10 protein-coding genes are annotated in these 11,370 nt (G+C 71.1%); 3 read left to right on the forward strand and 7 right to left on the reverse strand.

The window, feature by feature from the left end:
- Positions 1-27: 27 nt before the first annotated feature.
- Positions 28-609: a TMEM165/GDT1 family protein gene (locus NBY69_RS26885; protein ID WP_250304230.1), complete on the forward strand. Its 582-nt coding sequence runs from the start codon at positions 28-30 to the stop codon at positions 607-609.
- 43 nt (positions 610-652) lie between these two features.
- On the opposite strand, the gene NBY69_RS26890 is transcribed toward NBY69_RS26885, so the two are convergent.
- Positions 653-1,306: an HAD-IA family hydrolase gene (locus tag NBY69_RS26890; RefSeq protein WP_250304232.1), complete on the reverse strand. Its 654-nt coding sequence runs from the start codon at positions 1,304-1,306 to the stop codon at positions 653-655.
- Between the two features lie 212 nt (positions 1,307-1,518).
- The gene (locus NBY69_RS26895; RefSeq protein ID WP_250304234.1) at positions 1,519-2,400 is read right to left on the reverse strand and encodes a peptidoglycan-binding protein; all 882 of its coding nucleotides are present in this window, start codon (positions 2,398-2,400) and stop codon (positions 1,519-1,521) included.
- On the opposite strand from NBY69_RS26895, the gene NBY69_RS26900 reads away from it, so the two are divergent.
- Positions 2,399-4,474: an MDR family MFS transporter gene (locus NBY69_RS26900; RefSeq protein WP_250304236.1), complete on the forward strand. Its 2,076-nt coding sequence runs from the start codon at positions 2,399-2,401 to the stop codon at positions 4,472-4,474. The two genes, NBY69_RS26895 and NBY69_RS26900, sit on opposite strands and share 2 nt — an antisense overlap.
- Positions 4,475-4,560: 86 nt before the next feature.
- Here NBY69_RS26900 and NBY69_RS26905 read toward each other — a convergent pair whose 3' ends face one another.
- From NBY69_RS26905 to NBY69_RS26920, 4 genes are all read right to left on the reverse strand, one after another.
- Positions 4,561-5,040: a GNAT family N-acetyltransferase gene (locus NBY69_RS26905; RefSeq protein WP_250304237.1), complete on the reverse strand. Its 480-nt coding sequence runs from the start codon at positions 5,038-5,040 to the stop codon at positions 4,561-4,563.
- A 53-nt stretch (positions 5,041-5,093) separates the two neighbouring features.
- A complete protein-coding gene (locus NBY69_RS26910; RefSeq protein ID WP_250304238.1) occupies positions 5,094-5,420 on the reverse strand; it encodes an antibiotic biosynthesis monooxygenase in 327 nt (108 codons plus the stop codon).
- Between the two features lie 74 nt (positions 5,421-5,494).
- On the reverse strand, positions 5,495-6,163 hold the full coding sequence (locus NBY69_RS26915) for an O-methyltransferase (protein ID WP_250304240.1): 669 nt from the start codon (positions 6,161-6,163) through the stop codon (positions 5,495-5,497).
- Between the two features lie 147 nt (positions 6,164-6,310).
- Positions 6,311-7,480, reverse strand: a complete 1,170-nt coding sequence (locus NBY69_RS26920) for a DUF2330 domain-containing protein (RefSeq protein WP_250304242.1) — start codon at positions 7,478-7,480, stop codon at positions 6,311-6,313.
- Between the two features lie 400 nt (positions 7,481-7,880).
- Between NBY69_RS26920 and NBY69_RS26925 the strand changes: the two genes are divergently transcribed.
- Positions 7,881-9,905: a bifunctional glycosyltransferase 87/phosphatase PAP2 family protein gene (locus NBY69_RS26925; RefSeq protein WP_374211344.1), complete on the forward strand. Its 2,025-nt coding sequence runs from the start codon at positions 7,881-7,883 to the stop codon at positions 9,903-9,905.
- An 84-nt stretch (positions 9,906-9,989) separates the two neighbouring features.
- On the opposite strand, the gene NBY69_RS26930 is transcribed toward NBY69_RS26925, so the two are convergent.
- Entirely contained in the window at positions 9,990-11,234 is a 1,245-nt protein-coding gene (locus tag NBY69_RS26930) for a cytochrome P450 (RefSeq protein ID WP_250304254.1), read from the reverse strand.
- Positions 11,235-11,370: the final 136 nt, after the last annotated feature.

Here is an 11,370-nt window from a genome sequence, read left to right on the forward strand (position 1 = left end):
GCCCGTACCGATTGAGGAAATCAACCCGTGATCAGCTTCACGATCCTGGCGATCACCTTCGGCGTGGTCTTTCTCGCCGAACTCCCCGACAAGACCGCTCTCGCCGGTCTGATGCTCGGCACCCGCTACCGCGCCTCGTACGTCTTCGTCGGCGTCGCGGCGGCCTTCGCCGTCCATGTGGCCCTCGCCATCGCCGCGGGCAGCGTCCTGACGCTGATCCCGCACCGGCTGCTCCAGGCGATCGTCGGCGCGCTGTTCCTGGCGGGCGCGGCGATGCTGCTCTTCAAGAAGGACGACGAGGAGGAAGAGGTCAAGGCCCCCGCCGACCAGTCCTTCTGGAAGGTGGCCGGGGCCGGCTTCATGCTGATTCTCGTCGCCGAGTTCGGTGACCTGACGCAGATCATGACGGCCAACCTGGCCGCCCGTTACGACAGCCCGGTCTCGGTCGGCATCGGTGCCGTGCTCGCCCTGTGGGCGGTCGGCGGCCTGGGGATCCTCGGTGGCCGCAAGCTGATGAAGCACGTGCCGCTGAAGCTGATCACGAAGATCGCGGCCGGTCTGATGCTGGTGCTCGCGGGATTCAGCCTGTACGAGGCGATCGCGGGCTGAGCGGCTTCACGGCCTGACACCGCGGAGGACCGGCCCCGGGATGTCAGGCCGTGACGTGCACCCGCAGCGTGCCGTCGTCCGCCCGCTCGACGCGGATCTGCGTCAGGTCCCGCACCTGGGCGGCCGGTGCGTGTGCGGCGGCCCGCGGGCCGACACCCACCACGCGCATACCCGCCGCGTGCCCCGCGGCGATCCCCGCCCCCGAGTCCTCGAAGACGATGCAGTCGGCGGGGGCGAAGCCCAGGGAGGCCGCGCCCTTGAGGAAGCCCTCCGGGTCCGGCTTGCTGGCGCCGACGCTCTCCGCCGTGATCCGGATCTCCGGCATGCGCACCCCGGCGGCCGTCATCCGGGCCTGCGCCAGCCGCTCGTCGGCCGAGGTGACCAGGGCGTGCGGAAGGCCGACCAGCGCGTCCATGAAGGCCGGAGCGCCGGGGACCGGGACCACTCCTTCGGTGTCCGCGGTCTCCAGGGCGAGCATCCTGCGGTTGTCCGCGTAGTTCTCCTCGACCGGGCGATCCGGGAGGAGTACGGCCATGGTCGCGTACCCCTGGCGGCCGTGGACGACCTTGAGCGCCTCGTGCGGGTCCAGCCCGTGGTCGACGGCCCAGCGGTGCCAGATGCGCTCGACGACGGCGTCGGAGTTCACGAGGGTGCCGTCCATGTCGAGCAGCAGCGCGCGGGCGGTCAGCACGGTCATCAGGGCTCCAGGGGCGCGGAAGAAGCAATGGCGCGGAAGAAGAAACGGCGCGGAAGGAAGAAACAAGGCGGTCCCGCCCGCCGGTCAGGGAGTACGGGCGGAACCACTTTGTTTCAGCAGGGTACAAAAAGTGGCGCGGTCTGCGCCAGCCGCCCTGGTCACTGCGGCGCGGCAGCTCCGTGGTACACGGCCGGACGTCGTCGGGCCGCTGCCTACGGCTGCCGTGTCATCGCCTCCAGCGCGCGCCGGGTGGCCGGCCCGTACACGCCGGGCGGATCGCTGTGGATGCTCATCCACGACTGGTACTCCCGCACCGCGTCCGTGACCTGCTGGTCGAAGCGGCCGTCGGCGGTATCCCGGTAGACGTAGAGCTGGGTCAGCCGCCGCTGGAGTTCCACGACCTCCGGGCCGCTGTCACCCGCCCGCAGTACCGGGGCGTCCGGCGGTGCGGATTCCGGGTGCGGTGCCGGGGTGGTGGCCCGCACGGGGGAGGGAGGCTGCGCGGGCGCCGACGGGGCGGCGGCCGGTGCCGACCCGGCCGGGGTGGCGCTCGGCGGCGGTCCGGACCGGGCGGCGGTCGGCGAAGGCCGCACGGCGGCGGTGGCCCGGGGCCCGGAGGGCGGTGCGGACGGCGCGGACGGTGACGGTACGGCCGAGGGCCGGGCCGGCAGGTCGGGCGCGCTCGTCACCGTGTCGGGCAGCGCGTGGTCCTGCACGGAACCACCCCCCTGGAACAGGCCGGCGGCGAAGGCCGCCCCGCCGAGCACGGCCAGCGCCGCCACCCCGCCCGCGAGCACCGCGAAGGGTTTTCGGCGCGGCGACGGCGACGGCTCCGGACCGGGCCCGCCGACCGGCAACCGGACCACCTGCAACGGCACCGTCGGCACCGTCGGCATCGGCATGACCGGTGGCTCTGTCGGCTTCACCGGCTCCGTCGGATACGCGGCCCCCACCACGTCGTCCGCCGGATCGGGCTCCGGATCCGGCAGCTGTACGTACGGACGTATGCGCAGTGGATCGAAATCCTCGTGGCTCAACTCGGCCACCCCCTTGAACTCGCGGCGATTATGCCGCAGCACCAGGATGGAGGGCATGGCTCAGGAATCCCCGGCACCCCCGGCCTCGCCGGTGGCGGCGGACGGGCAGCCGCAGCGGTCCGTCATGGTGGCGATCGGCGCCCTGCTGCTCGGGATGCTCATCGCCGCACTCGATCAGACGATCGTCTCCACCGCGCTGCCCACCATCGTCAGTGACCTCGGCGGTATGGAGCACCTGTCCTGGGTGGTCACGGCGTACATGCTGGCCTCGACGGCCGCCACCCCGCTGTGGGGGAAGCTCGGCGACCAGTACGGCCGCAAGAAACTCTTCCAGACCGCCATCGTGATCTTCCTGGTCGGCTCCGCGCTCTGCGGCATCGCACAGAACATGCCGCAGCTCATCGGCTTCCGCGCCGTGCAGGGGCTCGGCGGCGGGGGACTGATGGTGCTGTCGATGGCGATCGTCGGCGACATCGTCCCGCCACGTGAACGCGGTAAGTACCAGGGGCTCTTCGGCGCCGTCTTCGGCGCGACCAGTGTGCTGGGCCCGCTGCTCGGCGGGCTCTTCACCGAACAGCTCACCTGGCGCTGGGTCTTCTACATCAACCTGCCGATCGGCGTCGTCGCGCTGCTCGTCATCGCCGCCGTACTGCACATCCCGGTCCGCGCGACGAAGCACACCATCGACTACCTCGGCACCTTCCTCATCGCCTCGGTCGCCACCTGTCTGGTGCTCGTCGCCTCGCTCGGCGGCACCACCTGGGCCTGGGGGTCGGCGCAGATCATCGGGCTCGCGGTACTCGGCGTGCTGCTGCTCGCGGTGTTCCTCCAGGTGGAACGGCGTGCGGCCGAGCCCGTACTGCCCCTGAAACTCTTCCGCATCAGGACCTTCGTGCTCTGCTCGGTCATCAGCTTCATCGTCGGCTTCGCGATGTTCGGCGCCATGGTCTACCTGCCGACCTTCCTCCAAGTGGTCCAGGGCGTCTCACCGACCATGTCCGGTGTGCACATGCTGCCGATGGTGCTCGGCCTGCTGCTCTCCTCGACGGCGTCCGGGCAGATCGTCAGCCGCACCGGCCGCTGGAAGGTCTTCCCGATTGCCGGTACCGGCATCACCGCCATCGGGCTCGGGCTGCTGCACCGGCTCACGGAGCACAGCTCCACCTGGTCGATGAGTGTCTGCTTCTTCGTGTTCGGCCTCGGGCTCGGCCTGGTCATGCAGGTGCTGGTGCTCGCCGTGCAGAACGCCGTGAGCTACCAGGACCTGGGCGTCGCCACCTCCGGCGCGACCTTCTTCCGCTCCATCGGGGCGTCCTTCGGCGTCGCGATCTTCGGCACCATCTTCACCACCCGGCTGCACGACAAACTCGTCGCCGCCCTGGCGGGCAGGCCGCTGCCGCCCGGGGTGAGCGCCGAGCGCCTGGAGGCCGACCCCCGGGCCATCACCGCCCTCCCGCCGCAGCTGCGCCCGCAGGTCCTGCACGCGTACGCGTCGTCCATCACCGATGTCTTCCTGTACGCCGTCCCCGTGGTGCTGTTGGCCTTCGCCGTGTCCTGGTTCCTCAAGGAGGACAAGCTGCGCGGCTCGGTCACCACCCCGGAGGTCACCGAGACGCTGGCCTCCAACCCGGTCGAGAGGTCGTCGTACGACGAGGTGATGCGGGCCCTGTCGGTGCTCGGCAGCCGGGAGGGGCGGCACGAGATCTACGAGACGATCACCGAGAAGGCGGGGTACGACCTGCTGCCCGCCACCAGTTGGCTGCTGCTGCGCATCAAACGCCACGGTCTCGTCGAGCCCGGCCAGCTCGCCGACACCTCGCCCGTCTCGCTGCGCGCCATCACCGAGGCGGCCCGGCAGGCCGAGGAGCGTGGCCTGGTCGCACGCGAAGGGGTGGAGCTGGCGCTGACCGACCCCGGTGTGAACGTCGCCGCGCGGCTCTGGAAGGCCCGCGAGGAGTCGCTCGCCGAACTGCTCGGCGACTGGTGGGGCCCGGACCGGCCGACGGATCTGGTCCTGCTGGTCGACGAGCTGAACGACGAACTGTCCGGCTCCGACGCCGAACGGCCGCACGGCCCACGGGAGGACGACCTGACGGGCGACTGGACCGGGGACCGGGGACCGACCGGCTGAGCGGTCCGGCCCGGACGGGGCAGGGCAGGGCAGGGCACGGCAGGGCAGGGCACGGCAGATCAGCGTAGGGCAGGGCAGGTCAGGGCCTAGAGATCCTTGCCGTACCAGATGTCCATGTACGGACCGGTGGTGTACGCAGGGATCTCCCGGTAGCCGTGCCGGACGTACAGCCCCCGCGCCTCGACGAGGTCGAGCCGGGTGTTCAGCACCATCTTCGTGGCCCCGAGCTGCCGCGCGGCGTCCTCAAGGGCGGTCATCAGCGCGCGGCCCCCACCGGTGCCGCGCTTCTCGGGGCGCGTGTACACCCGGGTGAGCTCGGCGGTCACGGGGTCGAGGAGCCGTACGCCGCCACAGGACGCGGGCTCTCCGCCGCCGTGCCGTCCGACCACGAACTCGCCGGTGGGGGAGGCGAGTTCCTCCACGCCGTCACCGGTGAGCCCCTCGTCGACCTCCTGCGTGGTGGCGGGCCGCTGCCAGTAGCGGCTCGCCACCTCGTCGTAGTACGCCCGGCGCAGTGCGTACGCGTCGGGGCTGTCGAAGGGTTCGGGGGTGACGGTCCAGTTCATTCGCGCCATTGTGGCCGGATTGCCACCGCGCGTCACCCGGGTTTCCGGTGCGGTCAGCCGTTCTTCGGCGACGCCTGCTGGACGACCTCGAAGGACCACAGGGTCGAGCCGGACGCGGCGGGCTTGGGCCGCTCGCCGCCCTCGGTGCCGCCGCCGTGCGCCCCGCGCATGGAGGTGGCCATCCACTTCTCGAAGTCGGCCTCGCTCGCCCAGCGGGTGTAGACGAGGTACTGGTCGGTTCCCTCGACCGGACGCAGCAGCTCGAACCACTCGAAGCCGTCGGAGTTCTCCACGGATCCGGCGCGGGAGGCGAACCGCTTCTCCAGGACCTCGCGCTGCTCGGTGGGCACGGTCAGGACATTGATCTTCACGATGCTCATGACGCCCATCCTGCCGTACGGCCCGTGCCGTCCTGCGGCCTGTGCCGGGGCGCGGGGATGGGATGGGGACGGGGTCAGGCCAGGACCTGGGCGATGACGAAGCCGTCGTACCCCTTGCTGCCGACCGTCTGGAGCGCGGTCGCGCTGAGCTTCGGGTGCGCGGCCACCATCTCGATGAGGGCGCGGGTGCCCTGGACCCGGGGGTCCGTGCTGTCCGGGTCGGTGACCGCGCCGTCCCGCACCACGTTGTCGCCGATGATCACGCTGCCCGGCCGGGTCAGCTTGAGCGCCCACTCCAGGTAGTGCGGGTTGTTCGGCTTGTCGGCGTCGATGAAGACCAGGTCGAAGGGGCCCACGCCCTCGGCCGCGAGCTGCGGCAGGGTGTCCAGGGCCGCGCCCGTCCGGACCTCGGCGATCGTGTCCAGTCCGGCGCGTGCCAGGTTCGCGCGGGCGACGTCGGCGGCCGTCGGGTCCGCCTCCAGGGATACGAGGCGGCCGTCCGCGGGGAGCGCCCTGGCCAGCCAGATGGTGCTGTAGCCGCCGAGCGTGCCGAATTCCAGGACGGTCCTGGCGCCCTGGATGCGGGCCAGCAGGTGGAGCAGCTTGCCCTGGTTCGGGGCGACGTTCATGGGGATGAGCCCGGCCGCGTCGCTGGACGCCAGCGCGGCGTCCAGGGCGTCGTCGGCGGGGACGAGGTGATCGGTGAAGTAGCGGTCGACCTCGGTCCACTGTTCCTGGGACATGTGTTTCCCTCACTGACCTTTCGCGCGAGTTAGTTCCTAAAAGGAACCTACAGGGAGGGTGGTGATGCCCGCGCAAGGGGGGTCTCGTGTCTCGGGCGCGTGTTTTGGGTCCGTGCCCCGGAGGTGCCCGTGACTCCGGCCCGCGTGTCAGGAGAGCGGCGGCGGTACGTGCACCGGCTGCGGTGGGACCACCGGGCGCCTGTGCCGGGCGAGCACCAGCAGCAGCGCGGCCACCACGAGTACCACCAGCCCCGCGCCCACCGTCAGCAGCCAGACGGGCACACCGCCCACCGTCAGCAGCCTGTCCTCGTACACCACCCGCTGGAAGGGCCGGTCGGACGCCGTCCTGGTCAGTTCGTGGTCACCGTCGATGCGGGACGGCACCGGGAAACTCTGTTCCACGGCGGTCAGATACCGCTCACCGTCCGCGAAGCGGCCGAGCGGGCCCGTCGGGGCGACCTCCCCCGCGTACGTCACCTGCGGCGGCAGCCCGCCGATCGCGCCGCGCGGCTCCATGCGGTGCGCGGCCAGTACGTACAACTCCAGCGACTGCGCGTTCGTGGCGCGCCGGGAGAGCCGCATCGGATAGACCAGCCGGTCACTGGCGAAGCTCAGCCGCAGCGGGTCGAGGGTGCCGGTGAGCGTCCGGCCCTTCTGCTCCGGGGCCAGCCGCACCGCGACGTACTCCCACTTCCGGTCGACGTACGGCTGGAGGTCGGCGGACATCCCGCCGGGCAGCCGGAAGCCGTTCAGCCGGAGCCAGCTGTCGAGGGCCTTCGGGTCCGTGGCGGTCAGCCTCGCCACGTCGAACGGGCCCAGCTGTTCGCGGCCCACCACGCCCACCGCCGGGGCGCCCGGTGCCGGGCGGGCGGCGGACGCGTCCGCGCCCCGGTCCGAGGCGAAGGGCCAGTCGCCGTGCGTCGGCCAGAAGTGGTCGCGGGTACGGGACACCGGTGCGGTCACCGACGCCAGCGCGTCGAAGAGCCCGCTGTCGCCGAGCGTGACCGTGGCCCGGTGCGGTACGGGCATGATCCAGGCGGCCTCCTCGGCGTTCCCCGCGACCGTCAGGCTCATCACGATCTGCTCGTCGCGGCCGTCCCAGCGCACCGCCGAGGTCTCCTGGTTCACGGTCAGCCGGGACGACGGGTCGTGCACCAGCGCACCGCATCCGCAGGCGTACGCCGGTGCCACCAGCGACCCCAGCTGGATCAGGAGCAGCGAGAGCACCACCAGCAGCGTCCGGCTCCGCAGCCCCCGCGCCGGTGTCCCGCGCGCGGGCAGCCCGAACAGCCCCCGTCTCCGTGCCGACCGCAGCATCCCTGTCCCCCTGGTTCCCCCGGTGCTCCCGCCTCCGGCACGGGAAGAGACGGCGCGCCGGAGACATCGGTTCCGTCAACGCCGCGGTTCCGTCAACGCCGTGGTGGCGCCCGTCCGTCCGCGGAGTGACGCCGGGCCGACAGGTGGTCCGGGGCAGTGCTTGAATGGCCGCCGGGGGTTGACCGCCGAGGGGTGCCGATACCCGTCCGGCCAGGGCCCGAAATCCCCGGGCGACGAGATTTCCGTACCCTGCACAGGCGCTCATCACCGCGACCGATGGCCGGAAATGCACGGTCGTGTCAGGTGAACAGGGGGTTGCGTGCGTCCCTGCCCCGGAGCAGTGCGAGGCTCTGAACAGACAAGGACCGGGAATTGATGACGGGTGGAGGGCCGGCGCGGCGTGGCGAATGACGGGCACAGTGGAACGCGGAATGCGGTCGGCGCGGGAGCGGGAATCGAACGGGCTCGGGTGGTCCTCTGGCTGTTCGTCGCCGCACTGGCGGTCCGCCAAGTGGCAGCCGTACTGCGGCTGCCGCCCGGCCGGCGGCTCACGGACCTGGAGGCGTGGACGGGCGCCGACGGCGTCCTGCACCTCGGCGATCCGCTCTACGCGACGGGCAAGTTCACCGGCACGCCGTTCGCCGGTCTCGTACTGAAACCGCTGACCCGGTCCGCGGAGGAGAGCCTCGGGGTCGCCTGGACCTTCGGGTCGCTGCTGCTCGTCGTCGTGCTCGGCCTCGTCGTCTCCCGCGCGCTGCCGGGCACGGTCTCCCGGCGTACGTCCCTGCTGGCCGCGCCCGTCGCGATCAGCCTGCTGATGCTCTCGCTGCCGATACGCAACGCACTCCATCTCGGCCAGACCAGCATCATCCCGGTGCTCCTCGTCCTGCTGGGCTGCTTCACCGTGCGCGACCCGCGCGGCTCCGGGCTGCTCATCGGGCTCGGTGCGGCCCTCCAGCCGACCGTGCTGCTGTTCGTACCGCTGCTGTGGCTGACCGGCCGCAGACGCGCGGCACTCACCGGCGCGGCGACCTTCGTGGTCTGTACGGCGCTGGCCTGGGCCGTGATGGCGCGCGACTCCTGGACGTACTGGATCCACCACGTCGCGGGCGCCGGCCTCGGCCCGCACCCGGACGGGCTCGCCAACCAGTCCCTGCACGGTGCGCTGCTCCGCTTCGGGCTGCACGGACCGCTGGAGATCGTGGTCTTCCTGGTCCTCGCCGTCGCGGTCTCGGTGCTCGCGCTGCGGCGCGCGGCGCGCTACGCGAAGGACGGGCAGCTGCTGCTCGCCGTCGCGGTGACCGGCTGCGCCGCGGTCGCCGTGTCGCCGACGGCCTGGCAGCACCAGCTGCTGTGGGTACTGCTCGCGGTGGTCGGCCGGGTGGGCAAGCGGGTCGCGGACCGGATGGTGTGGCCCGCCGTGGTGATCCTGGTGATGACGCTGCCGGGCACGATGCTGCTGCCCAACATGGCGGCGCTCTACCCGGTACGGGACAACGTGGTGCTGCTCACCGCGCTGGCCGCCGCCTGTGCGGTGCCCTTCCTGGAGCGCACCTCGCCGAGCTGGGAGGCCGCGGTGCCCACCGCGTACGCGACCCCGGCCCCGGCCCGCTGGAGCCGGGTCCCGCTGCTGCCGTTCTGGCGGCGGGTGATGGCCCGCCCCAACCTGCTTCTCGAACTGCTGGCGATCCGCGTCGGATACTCCGTGTACTCGCACATCCGCGCGGCTGCCACCGGCGGCCGGGACACCGCCGAGGCGCACGGACGCACGGTCGTCTCGATAGAGAAGGCCCTGCACATCGACATAGAGCACTGGGCCAACCACGCGGTGGTGAAGATCCACTGGCTCGAATCGTTCTTCAACTTCTACTACGAGTCGTTCCACTTCGTGGTGCCGCTGGCGATCCTCGCCGTGCTCTACGTGCGCAGCCCCGCCGACTACCGCTGGGCGCGCACCTCGCTCTCCTTCGCCACGCTCCTCGGCCTGGTCGGGTTCTACTTCTTCCCGCTGGCCCCGCCCCGGCTGATGCCCGGCCTGGGCTTCATCGACTCGGTCCACGGCACACAGGACCTGGCACACCCCGACTACGGCGCGATGACCGCGATGACCAACCAGTACGCGGCGATGCCCTCGCTGCACTTCGGCTGGGCGCTCTGGTGCGGCATCGTCGTCGCCGTACTGGTCCCGAAGCGGTGGATGAAGGCGGTCGCCCTGCTGCACCCGCTCTTCACGGTGAGCGCGATCATCGCCACCGCCAACCACTGGGTGCTGGACGCGATCGGCGGGGCGACGGTGGTCCTGCTGGGCTTCGGCCTCACGTATCTGCTGGCCGGGCGGCGCACGCTGCTGGCCCCGGTGGACCGGGCGGGCCCGGAGCCCGCGCACCCGGCCGCCGTACCCTCCCAGGCGACCGGGACGGTCTGACCGGACGGCTCCGGCCGGACAGCTCCGGCCGGGACGGCTCGAACAGGTGGGCCCGGCCGGAGCTTTCCGGCCGGGCCCACCGTGTCAGCCGCGGTTCACCTGGAGTTCCTTGATCCCGTTCAGCCAGGCCGAGCGCAGCCGCCGCGGGTCGCCCACCAGTCTCAGGTCCGGCAGGACGTCCGCGATGGCGTTGAAGATCAGGTTGATCTCCAGTACGGCGAGCGACTTGCCGAGGCAGAAGTGCGGGCCGCCGCCGCCGAAGCCCAGGTGCGGATTGGGGTCACGGGTGATGTCGAACTGCTCCGGGCTGTCGAAGACTTCGGGGTCGTTGTTGGCCGACGAGTAGAAGACCCCGACCCGGTCGCCCGCCTTGATCTGCTGACCGCCGAGCTCCAGGTCCTGCGTCGCGGTGCGCTGGAAGGAGACCACCGGGGTGGCCCACCGCACGATCTCCTCGGCCGTCGTCTCCGGGCGCTCGGCCTTGTACCGCTCCCACTGCTCGGGGTGGGTGAGGAACGCGTGCATGCCGTGGCTGATGGCGTTGCGGGTGGTCTCGTTGCCCGCGACCGCGAGCAGGATGACGAAGAAGCCGAACTCGTCGGACGAGAGGTTCCCCTCGCCCTCGGCGGCGACCAGTTGGGACACGATGTCCTTGGCCGGGCACTCCTTGCGGTCGGCGGCGAGGTTCATCGCGTACGAGACGATCTCCATCGCTGCCTCGGTGCCGACCTCCTCGGTGATCGCGTACTCCGGATCGTCGTACGCCGCCATCTTGTTGGACCAGTCGAAGATCTTCGAACGGTCCTGCTGGGGCACGCCGATGAGTTCCGCGATGGCCTGCAGCGGCAGCTCCACCGCGATGTTCGTGACGAAGTCGAAGGAGCCGTCGTCCGCGGAGTTGGCCAGCGCGGTCTCGACGATCGACCGGGCGCGGTTGCGCAGCACCTCCTCCAGCGAGCGGATGGCGCGCGGGGTGAAGCCGCGCTGGACGATCTGGCGGACCCGGGTGTGCTCGGGCGGGTCCATGTTGAGCATGATGAGCCGCTGGACGTCGATCTGGTCGCGGCTGATCGACTCGTTGAACCGGATGACCGCGGTGTTGGTGTTCGAGGAGAACAACTCCGGGTGCGTGGAGACGTATTTGACGTCCGCATGCCGGGTGACGGCCCAGTAGCCCGAGTCGTCGAAGCCCGCTACGCCCGTCGGCTGGGTGCACCACCAGACGGGAGCGGTCTGCCGGAGCGTGGCGAACTCCGGGTGGGGCACCCGGTCCTGGAGCAGGTCCGGATCGGTGAAGTCGAACCCTTCGGGCAGATGGGGGCAGTGCATCGGCTCCTCCAACTCCAAGCTCTGGCCATCGGTCTGACGGACCATCAGAAACTCACCGAAAGATAGTAACGAGTTCTACAAGGAGCAAGGGTTCCGGGAAGAGTTGTTGCGCACCGAGGCGCCCCGATCCCCGGAA

Origin of the sequence: Streptomyces sp. A 4/2, assembly GCF_940670765.1 — a bacterium.
In the GTDB taxonomy this organism is placed as follows: Bacteria; Actinomycetota; Actinomycetes; order Streptomycetales; family Streptomycetaceae; genus Streptomyces.

What these genes read in the sequence shown, in the direction of transcription:
- NBY69_RS26890 (WP_250304232.1), bottom strand. Translation starts at nt 1,306, where the DNA reads ATGACCGTGCTGACCGCCCGCGCGCTGCTGCTCGACATGGACGGCACC.
- NBY69_RS26900 (WP_250304236.1), top strand. Translation starts at nt 2,399, where the DNA reads ATGGCTCAGGAATCCCCGGCACCCCCGGCCTCGCCGGTGGCGGCGGAC.
- NBY69_RS26895 (WP_250304234.1), bottom strand. Translation starts at nt 2,400, where the DNA reads ATGCCCTCCATCCTGGTGCTGCGGCATAATCGCCGCGAGTTCAAGGGG.
- NBY69_RS26905 (WP_250304237.1), bottom strand. Translation starts at nt 5,040, where the DNA reads ATGAACTGGACCGTCACCCCCGAACCCTTCGACAGCCCCGACGCGTAC.
- NBY69_RS26910 (WP_250304238.1), bottom strand. Translation starts at nt 5,420, where the DNA reads ATGAGCATCGTGAAGATCAATGTCCTGACCGTGCCCACCGAGCAGCGC.
- NBY69_RS26915 (WP_250304240.1), bottom strand. Translation starts at nt 6,163, where the DNA reads ATGTCCCAGGAACAGTGGACCGAGGTCGACCGCTACTTCACCGATCAC.
- NBY69_RS26920 (WP_250304242.1), bottom strand. Translation starts at nt 7,480, where the DNA reads ATGCTGCGGTCGGCACGGAGACGGGGGCTGTTCGGGCTGCCCGCGCGC.
- NBY69_RS26930 (WP_250304254.1), bottom strand. Translation starts at nt 11,234, where the DNA reads ATGCACTGCCCCCATCTGCCCGAAGGGTTCGACTTCACCGATCCGGAC.